The sequence below is a fragment of the Sphingomonas lacusdianchii genome, from assembly GCF_022664395.1.
Lineage (GTDB): Bacteria > Pseudomonadota > Alphaproteobacteria > Sphingomonadales > Sphingomonadaceae > Sphingomonas > Sphingomonas lacusdianchii.
Genome location: NZ_JAKRET010000008.1, coordinates 195440 through 214439, shown reverse-complemented (window position 1 = coordinate 214439; position 19000 = coordinate 195440). Strand labels below are relative to the sequence as shown.

Below are 19000 nucleotides of genomic sequence, written 5' to 3'. Positions count from 1 at the left end.
AATATGGTGGTTGTAATAAGACATATGAGCCAGCTTAAACTTTAAACGATCCCACAGCACCTTGAATGCCATAGACCGCAAGCCGCCGCCCACATGTCCCTTCATCTAAACTACAATGTCAAATAGCTCTCCCTGCTCCAAACCTCCCGGTCGAAGCGCCAGCAAGCCGGCGATAGAGAGACCGGAACACATGGCACCAACCATCTCGGTCAGTACCAGGTCCCGGTATAAAAAGAGCAACTCGCTATCCGCATCAGCGGCACGATCCGAAGATCAGCGAGGCGACCAGTCGAAGAAGCGAAGAGCGCCTCGTCGTCCGGTGAAGCTGCTTATATGGGCGGGTTCGGAAGGCGTCAACAACGATTCTCTACTTTTTTCGGTTCCCGGCGTTTTTTTCGATCCAGCGTGCCGTTCCAGGGCGTTTGCGGGCCTGTTGGCGTGCCCTTCCCCCTCCCCGGCTCCCGCGCCATAAGGTTGATGATAGTATCTTGTGAAAGGATCACTTCGTTGACCGCTGTTCCCGCGCCGCCTTCGCCGGATCGCATCTGGACGCTCGATGCGATCCGGCGGCTGGAGGCCGACTTCTGCCGTTCGGCCGATACGCATCTGATCCGCGTCGAACTGCCTGCGACGCCGGGAATAACGCTCTATCTGAAGGACGAATCGGTCCATCCATCGGGGAGCCTGAAGCACCGGCTCGCCCGATCCCTGATCCTCTATGGCCTGTGCAACGGGTGGATCGGGCCGGATACGATGCTGGTCGAGGCGACCAGCGGATCGACCGCGGTGTCCGAAGCCTATTTCGCGCGGTTGATCGGACTGCGGTTCATCGCCGTCGTCCCGCGATCGATCGCGAGCGCCAAGATCGATGCGATCCGGTTCCAGGGCGGCGAGGTCCACTTCGTCGACGACCCCCGGGAAGTCTATGCCGCGGCGCGCGGCTTGGCCGATGCCAGTGGCGGGCATTATCTCGATCAGTTCACCTATGCCGAGCGGGCGACCGACTGGCGGGGCAACAACAATATCGCAGAATCGATCTTCGCGCAGATGGCGAAGGAAGACTCGCCCGAGCCGTGCTGGATCGTCTGCGGCGCAGGAACCGGCGGCACGTCGGCGACGCTGGGACGCTTCATCCGCTATGGGCGGCATGCCACACGGCTGTGCGTCGCCGATCCGGCGGCGTCAGTCTTTCACCGTCATTATGACGATCCGGCCATCCGGACCGTCGACGGCGAATGTTCGTGCATCGAAGGGATCGGACGCCCGCAGGTCGAGCCCAGCTTCGTCCCCAGCGTCATCGACCGGATGATCGCCGTCGACGATGCCGACAGCATCGGGGCGATGCGGGCGATCAGTGCGCGGCTCGGGCGACCGGTCGGGGGATCGACCGGAACCAATATCGTCGCCTGCGCTACGCTGATCGAGGAAATGGCCGCGGCGGGGGAGCAGGGATCGGTGGTGACGATCCTGTGCGATTCGGGGCTTCGCTATGGCGACACCTATTATAACGATGGCTGGCTGACGGCGCGCGGGATCGACTGGCGACCGGCGGCAGCGCGGTTCGAACGCCTTCTGGGGCAGCCGGCATGACCCCGCTCAGCGTCACCGACCTGTTCACCATAGGTATCGGGCCGTCGAGTTCACATACCGTCGGGCCGATGCGCGCGGCCCATGCCTTTGCGACGATGCTGGACGAGGATGGCATCGTGCCGGAACGGGTGCTGTGCGACCTTTATGGTTCGCTGTCGCTGACCGGTCGCGGCCATGCCACCGATGTCGCGGTGTTGCTGGGGCTGGCGGGGGCGACGCCCGAAGGGATCGATCCCGATGCGGTCGCGGGCATGGTCGAGACGATCCACGCGACCTGCTCGATCGATCTGGCCGGCGCGCGACGTATCGCGTTCGATCCGGCGCGCGACATCGTGTTTCACCCCGGTTTCCTGCCCGGCCATCCCAATGCGATGGCGTTCACGGCCGTGCTGGCGGACGGTAGCCGGATCGTGCGGCGCTATTATTCGGTTGGCGGCGGCGCGATCCGGTCCGAAGGCGAGACCCCGCCGCGCCTGAACCTGACGCTGCCGCATCCCTTTGCCAGCGGGGCGGAACTGCTAACGACCTGCACCGATACCCGCCAGTCGATCGCGGAGATCGTCGCCGCCAATGAAAGCGCGTGGCGGCCCGAGGCGGAGACGCACGCGTTCCTCGACGCGGTGCGATCGGCGATGCTGGCCTCGATCGATCGCGGTTGTGCAGGTAGCGGCGAACTGCCCGGCGGCCTGCGGGTCCAGCGGCGGGCACGGGCGATCCGCGAGAAGCTGCTGGAGCGTGGGCCGCGGACCGACCCCAGCGTCGTCTTCGAATGGGTCAGCCTGTGGGCGCTGGCGGTGAACGAAGAGAATGCGGCCGGGGGCCGCGTCGTTACCGCGCCGACCAATGGCGCGGCGGGGGTGATCCCGGCGGTGCTGAAGTATTACGAGACCTTCGTCCATGGATCGACCCGCGCCGGTGCGCGAGCGCTGTTGATGACGGCGGCGGCGATCGGGTTTCTCTACAAGCAGAATGCGTCGATCTCGGCCGCCGAGATGGGGTGCCAAGGCGAAGTTGGCGTCGCCTGTTCGATGGCTGCCGCGGGGCTCGCCGCCGCACTCGGTGCGACACCGGGACAGGTCGAGAATGCCGCCGAGATCGGCATGGAGCATAATCTGGGCCTCACCTGCGACCCAATCGGCGGGCTGGTGCAGATTCCGTGTATCGAGCGCAACACGATGGGTGCGATCAAGGCGATCAACGCCGCCTATCTGGCGCTGCACGGCGATGGTCGCCACATCGTCAGCCTCGACCAGGTGATCGAAACGATGCGTCAAACCGGTGAGGATATGAAGAGCCAGTACAAGGAGACCAGCCAGGGTGGCCTGGCGGTCAACGTCGTCGAATGTTGAAGGATTTGCGTTTGTCCCAGCTTCCCGATTTCGCCGCGATCACTCCAGATTCGATCGCGCCCATGCTCGACACGCTGCTGGCCGGGCGCGAGGCGGTTGCCGAACGCGCCAAGGCGGCAAGCCCCAGCTTTGCCGAGACGTGGCTGCCGGTCGAGGCGGCGGATGTCGCGCTCGACGATTTCTGGTCGACGGTATGGCACCTGCATGCGGTGGCCGACACGCCTGAACTGCGCGAGGCACATGCGGCGGGACAGGCGGTGCTGACCGCGCGCGGGATCGCGGCGCAACAGGACCGGGCGATGTTCGATACGCTGCGGACGCTGGCGATCGCGCCCGACTTCGCCGCGCTGGACGATGCCGACCGGGTGGCAGTGGAACGATCGATCCGCGACCGGACGCTGGCGGGCGTGGCGCTGGACGAGGCCGAGCGCGAGCGGTTCAAGGCCGTGGCGACCGAATTGTCGGCGCTCCAGACCGAGTTCGCCAGTGCGGTGCTCGACGCGACCGATGCGTGGACGCTGCATATCGCCGATCCGGTGCGCCTCGCCGGGCTATCGGAGGCCGACCGGGCGATGATGGCGGCAGCGGCGGAAGCACGCGGGCTGGATGGCTGGGTCGTGACGCTGCAACAGCCGAGCGTGGTGGCGGTGCTGACCTTCGCCGAGGACCGCGACCTGCGCGCGGAGGTCTATAGTGCCTATGGCACGCGGGCGTCGGATCAGGGGCCGAATGCCGGCAAATTCGACAATGGCGAGCGGATCCGCCGAATCCTGACGCTGCGGCACGAGGCGGCGACGCTGCTGGGCTTCACCGACCCGGTCGCGCGGTCGCTGAGCACCAAGATGGCACCCGACGTGGCCGAGGTGCTGGCGTTCCTGCGCGATCTGGCCAGGCGGGCACGCCCGCATGCGGAGGCGGAGATCGCCGAACTGCGCGCCTTTGCCGCCGAGCATCTGGGGATCGACGACCTGCAGCCCTGGGATACCGGATTCGTAAGCGACCGGCTGAAGCGGCATGCCCATGCCATCGACCAGTCGGTGGTGAAGCAATATTTCCCGGTCGACCGGGTGCTGAACGGATGGCAGCGGCTGTTGGGCCAGCTGTTCGGCATCGTCCTGACCGAGCGCAGCGACGTCGCGACCTATCACGCCGATGCGCATTATTACGATGTGGCGGACGATGGAGGCGTGTTCGCGGGCCTGTACCTCGACCTGCATGCGCGTCCGGGCAAGAAGGGCGGCGCATGGATGGCCCCTGCCCGGCCCTATCGCGCCGATCCGGCCGAGGGCATCCCGGTCGCGTACATGGTCTGCAACTTCGCGCCGACCGGCGGCGCGACGCCCCTGCTGAGCCATGACGACGTCACGACGCTGCTGCACGAGACGGGGCATTGCCTGCACCACCTGTTCACCCGCGTGCCGCGGCCGGACATTGCCGGCACGACCGGGTTCGAGTGGGACGCGATCGAACTGCCCAGCCAGTTGATGGAGGATTTCGCGTGGGAGCCTTCCGTGCTCTCGGCGATGTCGGGCCATGTCGAGACCGGCGAGCCGTTGCCGCGCGGCCTGTTCGAGCGGATGCTGGCGGCGAGGCGGTTCGGCTCGGGCATGTTCCTGCTGCGGCAGATCGAGTTCGCGATGTTCGACCTGCTGCTGCATCTGGGCACGCAGGGCGATGACCCGATGGCGGTGATCGAGGCGGTGCGCGACGAGGTGGCGGTGGTGCGCCCGCCCGCATGGCACCGCTTCCCTCATGGCTTCGCGCATATCTTCGCCGGGGGCTATGCGGCGGGATATTATAGCTATCTCTGGGCGGAATTGCTGGCAGCGGACGGGTTTGCCGCGTTCGTCGAGGCGGGGACGGTGGACCGGGCCACCGGGGATCGGTTGCGCGAGACGGTGTTGTCTCAGGGTGCGGTGCGGCCGGCGATCGAGCTGTTCCGGGCGTTTCGCGGGCGCGATCCCGATCCGGCGGCGATGCTGGCGCGGCATGGGCTGGTTTGACCGGCCCAAAGTTCACAAAGTTCACACTTGCGCACTGTTTGTGCCGCGGTCGGACGAAAGGCGTTTTCGTTCACGCGAAGGCGCTAAGGCACGGAGAAAGTAAGAGGATTGTTCGCGCAGAGGCGCAAAGGACGCAGAGGGGCGCGTTCTAGGCAGTCGGTGCGCGATCCGAAGATCGTGGCGCCTTTTGAGGCGAGCGATAAGGCCGCTGGCGCGGGGGGATGCTGCATCAAGCACCACCCCTCAGCGTCCTTTGCGCCTCTGCGCGAAAGTCCAATCTTCTCTTCTTCGCGCCTTCGCGTGAACCATTTCGGCGGCAGCGATGAGAAACAGCGGCCCTCATCCTGCCGAACGGTTCGCCTGTAGGACAGCATTTTCGGACACCGCCCGCTTCGCAGCGGCGATAGCGCGACCGAGGGCGGGGAGCGGAACGTCGGTCAGGGTGATGCGCAGCGTCCGGTTTCGGCCCGGCATGATCTCGGCCCGGCCTTCGGGAAGGCCGACCGCGATCGGGCCGGCGGGCGTCCGATCGGGCCGGTGCGCAATGGTGACCGTGATCGGCGCGGCAGGGTCGGCAGGCGGACCTTCGCGGCGGAGCATGGAGGGGGCGCGGCCGAAGGCGGACTGGAAGGCTTCGTTGAAGCGGCGGACGCTGCCATAGCCGGCGGCGAAGGCGATATCGGTCAGCGGCAGGCGGGTGTCGTGGACGAGATGCTTGGCAAGGTGGAGGCGGCGCGTCGCCTCGATCGCCAGCGGGGTCAGCCCGAGATGTTCGACGAACAGGCGGCGGAGATGGCGGTCGGTCATCCCCAGCCGATCGGCCAGCGCGGCGACGCTGCCTTCCGCCAGCGCGCCGTCGTCGATCAGGCGCAGCGCGCGATGGATCGATGACAGGGTGCCGGCCCAGGCCGGGCTGTCGGGCGCGGTTTCGGGCCGGCAGCGCAGGCACGGTCGGTAGCCCGCCGCCTGCGCCGCCGCCGCGCAGCGATAGAAGGTGACGTTGCCGCGCTCCGGCGTGCGCGCCGGGCAGACCGGACGGCAATAGATGCGCGTGGTGCGAACCGCGGTAAAGAACAACCCGTCCTGCGCCGGGTCGCGGCGGAGGATCGCGGCATAGCATTGGTCGGGGTCGAGCATGGCGCAACCTTATCGTCGACGCGCCGCACGACTAGCGGAAAACGGACATGGACGTGACGTGATGTCCGGTTTCCGCTGGCAGTCGGTTGCGCGCGGCGGCAGGTTGCCGGGCATGATGACGCTGTACGAAGAGCTGCTGCCCAGTCCGGTCGGGACGATCACCATCCTGACCGATGGCGACGGGGTATTGCGCGTGCTGGAGTTCGAGGATTTCGGCGCGCGGATGGAGCGGTTGCTGCGGCTGCATTACGGGCCGGGCGGGTGGCGGGTCGTGCCGGCGGTGCGGACCAGCGACGCGATGCGGGCGATGACCGCCTATTTCGCGGGCGACGTATCGGCGATCGATGGTCTGCCGACTGCGACTGGGGGAACGGATTTCCAGCGGGCGGTGTGGCAGACCTTGCGCGCGGTCGGGCCGGGGCGGACGGTGGCCTATGCCGACATCGCCGCCGCGATCGGGCGGCCGAGCGCGGTTCGCGCGGTGGGCCTTGCCAATGGGTCGAACCCGATCGCGATCGTCGTGCCGTGCCACCGGATCATCGGACGGTCGGGGGAACTGACCGGCTATGGCGGCGGGCTGGAGCGCAAGCGGTGGTTGCTGGCGCATGAGGGGGTTGGGTTGGCTTAGGATTTTCGGTTCACGCGAAGGCGCCGAGACGCGAAGAAGGGAGGAGTGATTTTTCGCGCAGAGGCGCGGAGGCGCAGAGGGGTTGCGTTCCGGGCGATCGGCTAATGATCGGGAGACCGTATCGCCCTTGGCAGCAGAGCGTGAAGCCGCTGACGCGGGGGACGTCGCACCGAGCACAACCCTCTGCGCCTCTGCGCGAAATCTACCTTCTTCTCTTCGCGTCTCCGCGCCTTCGCGTGAACCAACCCACCGATCAGACCAAGGCCGCCGCCAGATCCTCACCCGGCGCCAGCGCGGCATAGGCCCGCTCGACTGCCGCGACGAACACCGCATCCTCGCCGAGATCGCCGAACACGTCGCGCATCGCCAGCAACGCCGCCGGCTGCCCGGCACGCGCCAGCAATGCCTCGGCGCGCGGGTCGATCAGCTTTTCGCCGCTCATCTTGCGCAGTTCGAGGAAGCGGAACCATGCGGCAATCGGCACCGCCAGCCGGTCGACCGGACGTCCCGCCGCGCGCGCGTCGCGGATGGTGTCGCACAGGCGATAGGGCAGCTTTTGCGAACCGTCCCACGCGATCTGCGCCAACTGGTGCGCGATCGCCGGATTGGCGAAGCGCGCCAGTACCGCGTCGATATAGGCCGACAGGTCCATTTCGGCGGGCGGCCGGATCGACGGTGCGATATCCTGCCGCATCAGCCGCTCGGCAAAGTCGGCGAGCGGCTGGCATGCCATCGCGTCGCGAACGGTGGCGAGGCCCATCAGCAACCCGACATAGGCGAGCGTCGAATGGGCGCCGTTGAGCAAACGTAGTTTCGCGTTTTCGAAACCGCGGACGTCGCGGGTGAACTGGACCCCGGCCAAATCGAGCGGCGGGCGCTCGCCGGCAAAGTCATCCTCGATCACCCATTGCGCGAAGCCTTCGCGCTGGATCGGCCACGCGTCGTCGAGGCCGGTGGCAGCGCGAACCGATGCCCTGAGCGCATCGTCGGTCGCAGGCGTGATCGAATCGACCATGGTCGATGGGAAGCGGACGTTATCGTCGATCCAAGCCGCAAGGTCGGGATCGCGCGCGGCGGCAAGGTCGCGGACCGAGCGGCGGAAGCGGTGGCCATTATCCGCCAGATTGTCGCACGACAGCAGCGTGATCGCGCCGCCCCCGGCCGCCCGGCGCGCGGCGAGGCCGGCGACCAGCCAGCCCGACAGCGTCGACGGTTCGGCCCCGGTCAGTTCGCGGACGATCGCCGGATGCTCCATGTCGAGCGCGCCGCTGCCGTCGAGGTGATAGCCCTTCTCCGTAACGGTGGTGGTGACCAGCCGGGTGGCCGGCGCGGCGATGCGCGACAGGATCGCGTCGCGGCGCTGCGCGGTCAGCAATTCGGTGATGGATCCGATCACGCGGTAGCTGGTCGCGCGGTCGAGCAGCGCCAGCGTATAGAGCCCGTCCTGCGGCCGCAGCGCATCGGCGACCCCGGTCGAATTGAGCGCGACCGCGCTGATCGCCCAACGTGGGTCGTGGCGCAAAATGCTGTCGACATAGGCCGCCTGATGCGCGCGATGGAACGCGCCGGGGCCGATATGGACGATGCCGGGGGTCAGCGTCGTGCGGTCGTAATCGGCGCGCGCGACCGTGGCGGGCAGGTCGGCAAGGGTGGCGTTGGAGAGGATCACAGCTTGTACGCCTTCTTGACGAGGCCATAGGTCAGGTCGTGCGCGACGTCGTGCGCCTCGGCTTCGTCCAGCCGGTGTTCGGCGACCAGCCGGGCGAGGAAGGCGCAGTCGACGCGGCGGGCGACATCGTGGCGAGCCGGGATCGACAGGAAGGCGCGGGTGTCGTCGTTGAAGCCGACGGTGTTGTAGAAGCCCGCCGTCTCGGTCGTCATCTCGCGGAAGCGGCGCATCCCCTCCGGCGAATCGTGGAACCACCATGCGGGGCCGAGCTTCAGGCACGGATAATGGCCCGCCAGCGGCGCCAGTTCGCGGGCATAGGTCGATTCGTCGAGCGTGAAGAGGATGATCGTCAGTTCGGTCGAGGTGCCGACCACGTCGAGCATTGGTTTCAGTGCAGCGACATAATCGGTGCGGGTCGGGATGTCGGCGCCCTTGTCGCGGCCGAACGCTTCGAACAGGCCGCGATTATGGTTGCGGAACGATCCGGGGTGGATCTGCATCACCAGCCCGTCGTCGATCGACATGCGCGCCATTTCGGTCAGCATCTGCGCGCGGAACAGCTCGGCGTCGGTGGCGTCGGCGGTGCCGGCGATGACCTTGGCGAACAGCGCTTCGGATTCCGACGCCGAGAGGTTGGCGGTGCGGGCGGTCGGGTGGCCGTGATCGCTCGACGTCGCGCCAGCGGCGATGAAGTCCTGCCGGCGTTTACGGTGCGCGTTCAGATAGCCGGTCCAGCTTGCCACGTCCTCGCCGGTCAGTTCGGCGAATTTGTCGAGGGCCGGGCGGAAGGCTTCGTGTTCGCAGTCGATCACCGCGTCGGGGCGATAGGCGGTGACGACGCGCCCGCTCCAGCCGCTGGCGCGGATCGCGCGGTGATGGTCGAGCGGATCGTCGGCACCTTCGGTCGTGGCGATCAGTTCGATACCGAAACGTTCGAACAGCGCGCGCGGGCGATAGGCGTCGGTCGCGAGCAGTTCGCCGATCCGGTCGTAATAGGTGTCGGCGTTGGCGGCGGTCAGCGCTTCGTCGAACCCGAACACCGCGCCGAACACATGATCGAGCCACAGCCGCGACGGCGTGCCGCGGAACAGATGCTGGTTGGCGGCGAACACCCCCCACGCCTTGCGCGGATCGGCGACGATCGTCCCGTCGCGACGCGGCACGGCAAGATCGTCGAGCGCGATGCCCTGGCTGTACAGCATGCGGAAGATATAGTGGTCGGGCGACAGCAGCAACTCGGTCGCGTTGGTCCAGGGGCGGTTGGTCGCGAACCACGACGGGTCGGTATGGCCGTGCGGGCTGACGATCGGCAGGTCACAAACGGCGGCATAGAGTTCGCGCGCGATCCCGCGCGTCGTCGGATCGGCCGGGAACAGGCGATCGGGGTTCAGCAGCAAGGCGGGCATCGGCATCTCCTTTCCTGCCCCTTGGTGGATTGTGCCAGCGGTGGCAATGCCCTATTTCCGTGCCCATGCTCGATGTTTCCCCCGCCCGCGCCGTGCGCGTCGATCGCGACGACGACGTCGCCCTGTTGCTCGATCCCGTTGCGGCGGGGGGCGTGGTGGCGGTCGATGACGAGCAGGTGGTGGCGCTTGGCGACATTCCGGTCGGGCACAAGATCGCAGTGCGTGCCGTCGCGGCGGGTGCGCCGGTGCGACGCTATCGCAGCCCGATCGGCATTGCGCGCGCCACCATCGCGGCGGGCGAGCATGTCCATGTCCACAATGTCGCGACGGCATTGGCCGGCGAGGACGCGTATCGCTACGCCCCCGCCCTGCCGCCCGCCCCGGCGGCACGCAGCGAGCCGGGCTTTGCCGGCTATGTCCGCACCGATGGCAGCGTGGGGACGCGCAACGAAATCTGGGTGTTGCCGACGGTCGGCTGCGTCGGGCGGCTGGGCGAGCGGATCGCGATACAGGCGGGGCCGCGCCATGCCGGGCGGATCGACGGCGTCCATGCGTTCAACCATCCGTTCGGCTGTTCGCAACTTGGGGACGATCTCAACCGGACGAGCGCGATCCTGGCGGCGCTGGCGTGCAATCCCAATGCGGGGGGCGTGCTGCTGCTCGGCCTGGGATGCGAATCGAACCAGTTGGATGCGATGCTGGCGCGATTGCCGGCCGATGTACTGGCGCGGGTGCGGACGGTGCGGGCACAAGCCAGCGCCGACGAATTTGCCGAGGCGATGGCGGCGGTCGACGAACTGGCCGAAGCGGCGGCGGCGAAGCGTCAGGCGGTGCCGCTGTCGGCGCTGCGCCTGGGCGTGAAGTGCGGGGGATCGGATTCGATGTCGGGGCTGACCGCCAATCCGCTGATCGGGCGGATGACCGACCGCGTCGCAGCAGCAGGCGGCACGGTGCTTATGACCGAAATCCCGGAAATCTTCGGCGCGGAACGGATGCTGATGGCGCGCTGTGCCGACGAAGCCGTGTTCGACCGGCTGGTCGAGGTGACCAACCGCTTCAAACGCTATTTCCTCGACCATGGCGAGCCGGTGTCGGAGAATCCCAGCCCCGGCAATATCGCGGGCGGGATCACCACGCTGGAGGAAAAGTCGCTGGGCGCGGTGCAGAAGGGCGGCCTCGCCCCGGTCAGCGACGTGCTGGACTATGGCGAGCCGGTGCGTACGCCCGGGCTGTCGGTGGTCGACGGGCCTGGCAACGATGCGGTGTCGACGACCGCGCTGGCGGCGGCGGGCGCGACGATCACCCTGTTCTCGACCGGACGCGGCACGCCGCTCGGGTCGCCGGTGCCGACGATGAAGATCGCGACCAATCGCGACCTCGCGACGCGCAAGGCGGGCTGGATCGATTTCGATGCGAGTAGGGTGCTGGACGACGGGCAGGACGCGGCGGCGGATGCCCTGCTTGCGAAGATCGTCGCGGTGGCGTCCGGCGAGCCGGCGCGCAACGAGGTGAACGAGGAACGCGCGATCGGGATCTGGAAATCGGGGGTTACGCTGTAGCCGCGCCGCTCACAGCCGGACCGCACCCATGATATAGACGTAGGGCAGTGGCGCACTTTTGGCGGACCAATCGGCAGGGCATTGGCCACCGGACACTGTAACAACCGCCTTGGCCCCATGGACCTTCAGTCGTCGGGCTACGCTCTGAAGAGCGGTGAACCCGCTTCGTTGCGTACGTTCGTCCGCGCCGGGTTGATAGCAGATCGAATAGCTGTCCAACCCGTCGACCATCCACGATCGGGCGGCATTGGCGATGATGCCCTCGGCAGTTTCGTTGAGCGTTCCGTCGAAATCGAAACCGACGATGAACGGACCGGGAAGCGGGTCGATGACGGGTGGCGGTGAGGCGGGGATATGCGTTGCCGCGCGCGGCTGGGCCGAGGCTGCTACCGACGTCAGCGCCGACATGCCCCCGACGATCCCCCATGCCAGCGGTGCAAGCCGAAGATGGGTCACGAAGAATCGTTCACTGGTTGCAAGTCGTCCCGATAGCGCTTCGCCTTCTCGACATAGACCGCCGCCGACAGTTTGAGCCCGGCAAGCTGCTCGTCGGTCAGCGTCTTCACTGCCCGCGCCGGGGCACCGACGATGAGGCTTCCCGGGGGAAACGTCTTGCCCTCGGTCACCAAGGCACCAGCGCCGACCACGCAATCGTCGGCGATGACCGCGTGGTTGAGGACGGTCGCACCCATGCCGATCAGCACGCGGTCGCCGATCGTGCAGCCGTGCAGCACCGCGCGATGGCCGATCGTGCAGTCCTGCCCCAGCGTCAGCGGTGCGCCGGGGTCGCTGTGGAGGACCGCGCCGTCCTGTATGTTGGTGCGGTCGCCGATGACGATCGCGCCATTGTCGGCCCGCACCACCGCGCCGAACCAGATGCTGGCCCCCACCCCCAGCCGTACCGCGCCGATCACATCGGCGGACGGCGCAACCCAGCTGTCGGAGGCAAGATCGGGGACGGCATCGGCGAGGGCGTAGCAGGGCATGACGCGCAGAGTATCACTCCGTCACGACGGGAGCGAGCCTTGCGCGCAGCAGCGTGTCGAAGCGGTCGAGCGGGCAGCGCGTACCGCAGCCTGGAATGGCAAGCGGGGTTTCGACCACCGTCGCCGCGTCCGATCGGATCGCGTCCAGCGGCTGTACGCGGTAGGAAAGGGTCACGTACGGCTCCTTGCGCCCCCGCCAGCGCTTGAGAATGATCGCACCGCCGGGGGCGACGTCGTTCCGCGCAAAGCCCGGCGCGTCGAGATCGACGCCGAGCGCCGCGCCGAGCGCAGTGACGTTGGTGTCATGGCCTATCAGCATTTCGAGGCGCGGCGCCGTTGCCGCCATCAGCGTCGCCAGCATGTGATGCCCGAGCGGCCCCGCCTGATGCGCGGCCATGTACGGCGAGCGGGTGAAGACGTCGAATAGCGCGGCGTGGAGCGTGCCGATCCGGCGGATCGTCGCGGCATCGGCGCGGCCGAAGCCGACCTGCGGCATCGGCATCCCCTCGGCATATTGCAGCAGGATCACCTGTGCAGTGCCCGAGGTCGATCGGATCGGGCCGGTAAAGTCGATGCCGCGTCCGTCGCGGCCGGGTTTCAGCGTCGCGGGTCCGGGGGTCGAGCAGCCGGCGGGCAAACCACAGCCGAGCACGCGGTCGAGGGTACGGATCGCATCGGCATGGCGCGCGGTCAGTGCATCGACGCCGCCGGTATAGGCGGTGATCGCCACCACCGCTTTGTCCGCGTCGAAGCCAGTCGCGCCGGCGCGGAGCGGTTCGAACAGCGGATCGACCCTGCCATCGGGGTTATGCCCGACCGGCAGGGCGCATCCGGGGGCGAGCGCATCGGCATAGGCGCGACCGGTGGCGATGGTGCGTTCGGCGGTGTTGGTCCAGATGCGGACGCTGCCGGGGGTCGGGCAGGCTTTGCTGGGCAACCAGCGGCGGTCGTAACGGGCGAGTTGCGCGATCGCCTGCGCGCCGTGCGGGGTGAGGACTTCGGGCGCGACCGGCCATGCGGGCCACTGGCCATCGACCTTGGTATCGGCGGGCGCCTCGCCGGCGATCGGCGCGCGGACGCCGTGGCGCATCAGCACGACGACGCGGTCGAGCGTGTCGCGGGCGGCGGCCGGTTGCGGGGCCAGCAGGGCGGCGGTCAGTAGGAGAGCGAGACGCATGGTTGGTCCTAATGGTTCGATAGGTCCGGACCCCCGCGCAGGCGGGGGTCCAGAGCCACGACCGAAACCGCCTGCCGCCCTGGACCCCCGCCTGCGCCGGGGGTACGGTAGTTGTCATACCCGTCGCCCCGGCGAAGGCTGGGGCCTCTCGCGGCGAGGCGCGCGGTCTCGCAACGGGGAGATCCCGGCCTGCGCCGGGATGACGAAGAGGTAGAAGCGGGGTGGCGCACTACGATGCCCCCCGCCCGCGCCTCACATCTTCATCGTCAGGCTGAACTGGAACACGCGGCCGGTCTTCAGATAACCGCCGTTACGGTCGTTCGAGATGTACGTCTCGCCCTTCCCCACCGTCGCCCAATAGGTGTACTGGTCGAGCAGGTTGCGGGCCGACACGCCGATTTCAAGATTGTCGGTCACCTCATAGGCCGCACCGAAGTTCAGTTCGCCGACCGGCTGGACATAGATGTCGGGCTGGCTGTCCTGCACCGCCGCGAGGATGCGGCCGGTATAATTGTACCACAGGTTCGTTCGGAACCCGCCGCCGGCATAGAACACGTCGGCGTTGTAGATCAGGTCCGGTGCCTGCGGCAGCGCGCTGGTGCGGGTGGTGCGCACGCCGTTCAGCGGGATGACATAGCTCGCCTCGGTCTGCTGATAGGTGATGTTCCCGCCCACACCGAAATTGCCGAGGAAGCTGCTGTCGACCATGTCGCCGACGGTGAAACGGCCCGATGCCTCGACGCCCTTCGCCGTGCCGCCGCCGCCGTTGATCGGGCGGGTATAGACGATGCCGTCGATCGTCTCGCCCGCCGTCCGCGTCGCGGTGGTCACCACGAAATTCGACAGGTCCTTGTAATAGGCGGCGAACTGGAAATAGCGGCCGACGCCGGCCTGGAAGTCGACGCCCGCATCATAGCTCCATGCCTGTACCGGCTTCAGGTCGGGATTGGGCTGGCTGATCGCGATGATCGCGTTGTTGCGGCCCGGATCGCGCGTGATGCGGGTCGGTCCGGCGAGCAGGTCGAATGCCGGGCGGGCATAGCTCGAACGGGCGGCGGCGCGCACGGTGATCCGGTCGCTGGGCTTCCACGCGGCGAGAAGGCTGGGGTCGAGATGGTCGTAGTCGCGACCGGCGTTGACGAAGCGCGTACCGTCCGCGTCGTTCAGGAAATAGCGCGCGTTGAAGCCATTATCCTCGTAGCGGACGCCCGGCATCACTTCCAGATTGCCGAACTTCACGGTCGCGGTGCCGTACAGCGCCTTGCGCTGTTCGTTGCCGCTCAGCAGCCCGGCATTCAACGTATTCGCCGCAATGACCATCGGGTCGACATAGCCGCGAACCTGCGCGTCGAGCTGCGCGCGCGAGAGCACCTTGATCGGGCGCGCCGGATAGTAATCGAGGAAGTCGGTAAGGACATAGCCCAGATACTGGTTGATCGACGGCCCCTGCACCGTGCCGCTCTGGAGCGGGGTGAGGAAGCGATAGCGGGTATTGTCGGGGGCGAGGCTGCGGCCGCTGCGGTCCGCATCCTCGTACAGGCCGCCGACTTCGACCGACGACAGGACACTGTCGCCGCTCCAGCCGATGCTGCCCTTCAGCGTCTTCTTGGTTTCGCTCAGATAGTCATAGCCGCGCTGGACATAGATCTGGGTCGGGCGGTCGAGCGACGACACATAGCGGGTGGCCCCCGCCGACAGCACCGGGCGCGGCGATTTCGGATCGGACAGGTCGACGACGACGCCCTCGGTCGCGGCACCGGTGTTGGTGGCGGTACCGTTATAGGCGATGCCGCGGAACGCCGCCTCGATCCGGGTCGGCTGGTCGAAGCGCCCATCGGCATAGGCGCCCTGCAGCGCGGCAGTGAAACCGTTCCAATGCGCCTTCGCACCCACTTGGGCTGAGAAGAGTTCCTGTTCGATATCCTCGGTGCGGAAATAGCTGGCCGGGTTCACGCCCTGCGGCGTGTAGACGCCCGCCGCGTTGTAGGCGCGGGTCGTGCTGCCATTGGCGAGGGTGCGCAGCGGATTGCCGCTCGACTGGCCGCTGGTGACTTCGTTGCGAAGCCCCGTCTGGTTCATCGTGTTGGTGTTCAGATAGGTCGCATAGTTGACGCGCGCGAACAACTCGATCGCGTCGCCGCGGAAGTCGAATGATCCGGTCGCGCCATAGCGCTTGATCTTGTTGTTGTAGAAATTCCACTGCACGCCGTCGGCCGACAGCGCATTCGCATTGGCGCGCGGGGTGCCGACATCGAAATTGGTGGTCTTGTAGTCGTTCTGGACGGCGGTCGATTCGGCGGCGTTGCCGCGTTCCTCGTAATAGCCGGCGAGATAGACGCCGAACTGGCCGTCGCTGCCGAAGCGGCGCGCGGCGTCGAGGCCGATCGCGCCGCCGAACGCTTCCTGTTCGCGGTCGAGCGCGAGACCGGCGACCTGGCCCAGCACGCGGGCGCGGGTGAAGCTCTGCGCGAAATCGAACGCGGTCGGGGTACGCAGGTCGACGATGCCGGCGATGCTGTCGGCATCCTTGGCCGCGCCCGGCGTCTTGTCGGTCACGATCGCGCCGATCGCGAACGGCGAGAACAGGTTGAGCGAGATGGCCCGGTTGTTGCCCGAGGTCTGCGGCAGACGCAGGCCGTCCAGCGTATAGGCGTTGTAGCCGGTGTCGAAGCCGCGGATCGTCACGAACTGCGCTTCGCCGGTCGCGCTCTGGTTGCGGCCCTGGTCGCGGCTGACCGATACGCCGGGCAGCATCTTGGCAAGGTCGGCGATGCCGGTCTGCGAATGGATGGCGACGTCGCCCGTGGTGACGATGTCGATCGTCGCGATCGCGGCCTGTTCCTCGTTCAGCGCGGTCCGCTGGCGCCGACCGTTGACGACGATGTCGTCGGTCAGCGATTCGCTGGCAGTCTGCGGTTCGGCGGCGGGCACGTCCTGCGCGCGGGCGGAGGCGGGCAGCAACGCCGCCACGGCAAGGGTGGTGACAGCGCCGGACAGGGCGAGCGCGGAGGCGCGCCACCGGCGTGCCGGCAGCGTCGAGAAGGACGACATGGATTTCCCCTTTGGATCGGATGCGGGGTTCTTCCCCGTTCGGTGGCGCGCTTAGGCGGCCATTGCGTATAATTTGTTACAGATGGTCATGATGTTGAGGGTTTCGGCGATGCAATGGCCATGAAATCCAAAGCGGATGATGAGATTGTGTTGATTTCGTCGCCGACCGATTGCGATCGACGCATTGCGCGATATGCTGCGCGCCTATGATGAAACGCCGCGACCGCCGCCAGGACATCCTCGATCTGCTGCGCCAGGGCGAGGCGATGGGCATCCATGGGCTGGCAAGCATCCTCGCCGTATCCGACGAAACCGTCCGGCGCGAATTGCGGCTGCTGGAGGCGGACGGGCTGATCGAGCGCATCCATGGCGGCGCGCGCCTCGCCAAATCGGTCGAGGAAGGGCCGTTCGAGGCGCGGCTGCACCGCAACGCCGCCGCGAAACAGCGCATCGCCGCCGCCGTCGCGCAAGTGGTCGAGGACGGTGAATCGCTCTATCTCGACGCCAGTTCGACCGCGTTCCACATCGCGCAGGCGCTGAAGGGCAAGCGCGACCTGACCGTGGTCACCAACGCGCTGGGCGTCGCCGCCGAACTGGGCGGGCGCAACGGCAACCGACTGTATCTGGCGGGGGGCGAGCTGGACGATCGCTATCGCGCCTTCTTCGACGCGACGGCGCGGGCCTATCTGGCACAGTTCCGGCCGGGCATGGCGATCGTATCGACCGAGTCGGTCGACACCCATTCCGGCTTCACCGACTATCATATCGGCGAGGGCGAAGTCTGCCGGCAGATGATCGGCCAGTCGCGGCGGGTGACGATCGCGGTCGACGCGTCGAAATTCGACCGGGCGAGCGTGGTGGCGGTCGCTTCGTTCGCCGAGGTCGACCGGATCGTCAGCGACCGGGCATGCGATGCGTGCTATGCGGCGGTGACGGCCGGGGTGGAGTGGATCGTGGCGTGAACGCCGCCACTGCGGAAGTCATCCCAGCGCAGGCTGGGATCTCCTGGTGATAGCGCGGGGCAGGAGCCGCGAAAGGCGCCAGCCTTCGCTGGGGCGACGTTTGCGCTGACAGGGCTTCGCCCCGCTACCCCGTCCGGCGCACCATCCACACCGTGTCGCCGGCATCGTCGACGACGAAGATCGCACCATCGGCCCGCGTCTGGATGCTGACCGGGCGACCATGGACGGTACCCTTCTTTTCATCCGCAACGAAGCCGGTCAGGAACGGCTGCGGCTCGCCGGTCGGGCGGCCATTGGCGAAGGGGACGGCAAGCACGTCATAGCCGCTGAAGCTCGACCGGTTCCACGACCCATGCCGCGCGACGAAGGCGGTGGGCGCCCCCTGCTTGGCGAAACCGATGCCGAGCGCGGCGGCATGGGCGCCGACCGCGACGTCGGGCAGCAACGTAGTGCTCAGCAATTCACGCTTCTCATTGGCATGGCGCGGGTCCTGCTTGCCGTAATAGCTGTACGGCCAGCCATAGAAACCGCCCTCGCGCACGCCGACCAGATAGTCGGGCGAGATGTCGTCGCCGATCTCGTCGCGCTCGTTGACCGCCGTCCACAAGGTCGAGGTGCCGGGAACGAAATCCATGCCGACCGGATTGCGCAGGCCCGAGGCGTAGAGCCGCTCGCGCCCGGTCGACAGGTCGATGGCGAGGATCGCGGCACGACGCTTTTCCTCGTCCATGCCATATTCACCGACATTCGACGCCGACCCGACCGAGACATAGAGCGTGCGCCCGTCGGGGCTGGCCAGCAGATTGCGGGTCCAGTGGTTGTTGTACCCGCCCGCCGGCAGCGTGACATGGGTGCGTGGGGGCGCCGTGATGCTGGTCGCGCCCAGTTGATAGGGGAAGCTGACCACCGCATCGGTATTGGCGACGTACAGCCGCCCGCCGACATATTGCATCCCGAACGGCTGGTTCAGCCCCTCGCGCAGGACGAAGCGCTGTTCGGCCACGCCGTCGCGGTTCGCGTCGCGCAGCAACGTGATGCGGTTGGCGCTGAAGCCGGTGGTCTTCGACAGCGCCTGCCCGCGCGCGACCTCGGGATCGGCGTCGAGCTTGGGCAGCGTGCGCGCTTCCGACACCAGCACGTCGCCATTGGGGAGCAGCAGCGCCTGCCGCGGATAGTCGAGGCCGCCGGCGAATTTGACGATCTGCCATCCGCGCGGGGCGGTGGGGGTCCGGCCTTCGGGCCAGCCGATCGTGACCGGATGGTTGACCACCGATTCGGTCGCATAGGGCGGATCGGTTTCCTTCAGGCCCGGAATGGCTTTCTGCGGCGCCTGCGCCAGCGCTGCGTTCGACACCAACACGAGCGCCACCGCGCCCCAATTGCGGACCTTCATCGCATTTCCCCATGCTGTCATCGCCGCGACAACCGCAGCGCGCCCGCATGGGGTCCGTCAGCAACGAAAAGATACGCGATCGGTACGGCA

14 protein-coding genes are annotated in these 19000 nt (G+C 67.4%); 6 read left to right on the top strand and 8 right to left on the bottom strand.

Going from position 1 to position 19000, the window contains the following annotated elements:
- Nucleotides 1–507: 507 nt before the first annotated feature.
- From MF607_RS12915 to MF607_RS12905, 3 genes are all read left to right on the top strand, one after another.
- Nucleotides 508–1590: a PLP-dependent cysteine synthase family protein gene (locus MF607_RS12915; RefSeq protein WP_242119382.1), complete on the top strand. Its 1083-nt coding sequence runs from the start codon at nt 508–510 to the stop codon at nt 1588–1590.
- Nucleotides 1587–2939, top strand: coding sequence for an L-serine ammonia-lyase (locus MF607_RS12910; protein WP_242119380.1), 1353 nt, complete (start codon nt 1587–1589; stop codon nt 2937–2939). Before MF607_RS12915 ends, MF607_RS12910 begins: the two co-directional genes overlap by 4 nt.
- Before the next feature lie 62 nt (nt 2940–3001).
- Nucleotides 3002–4942, top strand: coding sequence for a M3 family metallopeptidase (locus MF607_RS12905; RefSeq protein ID WP_242119403.1), 1941 nt, complete (start codon nt 3002–3004; stop codon nt 4940–4942).
- A gap of 339 nt (nt 4943–5281) precedes the next feature.
- Here MF607_RS12905 and MF607_RS12900 read toward each other — a convergent pair whose 3' ends face one another.
- Nucleotides 5282–6079, bottom strand: coding sequence for a bifunctional transcriptional activator/DNA repair enzyme AdaA (locus tag MF607_RS12900; RefSeq protein ID WP_242119378.1), 798 nt, complete (start codon nt 6077–6079; stop codon nt 5282–5284).
- 61 nt (nt 6080–6140) lie between these two features.
- Between MF607_RS12900 and ogt the strand changes: the two genes are divergently transcribed.
- Complete coding sequence (gene ogt, locus MF607_RS12895; protein WP_242119376.1) at nt 6141–6707, top strand: methylated-DNA--[protein]-cysteine S-methyltransferase; 567 nt, start codon at nt 6141–6143, stop codon at nt 6705–6707.
- Between the two features lie 253 nt (nt 6708–6960).
- On the opposite strand, the gene MF607_RS12890 is transcribed toward ogt, so the two are convergent.
- Together MF607_RS12890 and uxaC are read right to left on the bottom strand one after the other, a co-directional pair.
- Complete coding sequence (locus MF607_RS12890; protein ID WP_242119374.1) at nt 6961–8376, bottom strand: mannitol dehydrogenase family protein; 1416 nt, start codon at nt 8374–8376, stop codon at nt 6961–6963.
- A complete protein-coding gene (uxaC, locus tag MF607_RS12885) occupies nt 8373–9782 on the bottom strand; it encodes a glucuronate isomerase (RefSeq protein ID WP_242119372.1) in 1410 nt (469 codons plus the stop codon). Before uxaC ends, MF607_RS12890 begins: the two co-directional genes overlap by 4 nt.
- Before the next feature lie 65 nt (nt 9783–9847).
- On the opposite strand from uxaC, the gene MF607_RS12880 reads away from it, so the two are divergent.
- Entirely contained in the window at nt 9848–11341 is a 1494-nt protein-coding gene (locus MF607_RS12880; protein WP_242119369.1) for a UxaA family hydrolase, read from the top strand.
- Nucleotides 11342–11350: 9 nt separating this feature from the next.
- Here MF607_RS12880 and MF607_RS12875 read toward each other — a convergent pair whose 3' ends face one another.
- From MF607_RS12875 to MF607_RS12860, 4 genes are all read right to left on the bottom strand, one after another.
- Nucleotides 11351–11797: a hypothetical protein gene (locus MF607_RS12875; RefSeq protein WP_242119367.1), complete on the bottom strand. Its 447-nt coding sequence runs from the start codon at nt 11795–11797 to the stop codon at nt 11351–11353.
- Nucleotides 11794–12327, bottom strand: coding sequence for a gamma carbonic anhydrase family protein (locus tag MF607_RS12870; RefSeq protein ID WP_242119365.1), 534 nt, complete (start codon nt 12325–12327; stop codon nt 11794–11796). Before MF607_RS12870 ends, MF607_RS12875 begins: the two co-directional genes overlap by 4 nt.
- Nucleotides 12328–12340: 13 nt before the next feature.
- Nucleotides 12341–13504 carry a histidine-type phosphatase gene (locus MF607_RS12865; protein WP_242119363.1) on the bottom strand — a complete coding sequence of 388 codons (1164 nt, stop codon included), beginning with the start codon at nt 13502–13504 and terminating at the stop codon, nt 12341–12343.
- Nucleotides 13505–13756: 252 nt separating this feature from the next.
- Nucleotides 13757–16555, bottom strand: a complete 2799-nt coding sequence (locus MF607_RS12860) for a TonB-dependent receptor (RefSeq protein WP_242119361.1) — start codon at nt 16553–16555, stop codon at nt 13757–13759.
- Nucleotides 16556–16761: 206 nt separating this feature from the next.
- Here MF607_RS12860 and MF607_RS12855 point away from each other — a divergent pair, with 206 nt between their 5' ends.
- The gene (locus MF607_RS12855; RefSeq protein ID WP_242119359.1) at nt 16762–17517 is read left to right on the top strand and encodes a DeoR/GlpR family DNA-binding transcription regulator; all 756 of its coding nucleotides are present in this window, start codon (nt 16762–16764) and stop codon (nt 17515–17517) included.
- Nucleotides 17518–17641: 124 nt separating this feature from the next.
- On the opposite strand, the gene MF607_RS12850 is transcribed toward MF607_RS12855, so the two are convergent.
- Nucleotides 17642–18931 carry a PQQ-dependent sugar dehydrogenase gene (locus MF607_RS12850; RefSeq protein WP_242119357.1) on the bottom strand — a complete coding sequence of 430 codons (1290 nt, stop codon included), beginning with the start codon at nt 18929–18931 and terminating at the stop codon, nt 17642–17644.
- Nucleotides 18932–19000 lie beyond the last annotated feature (69 nt).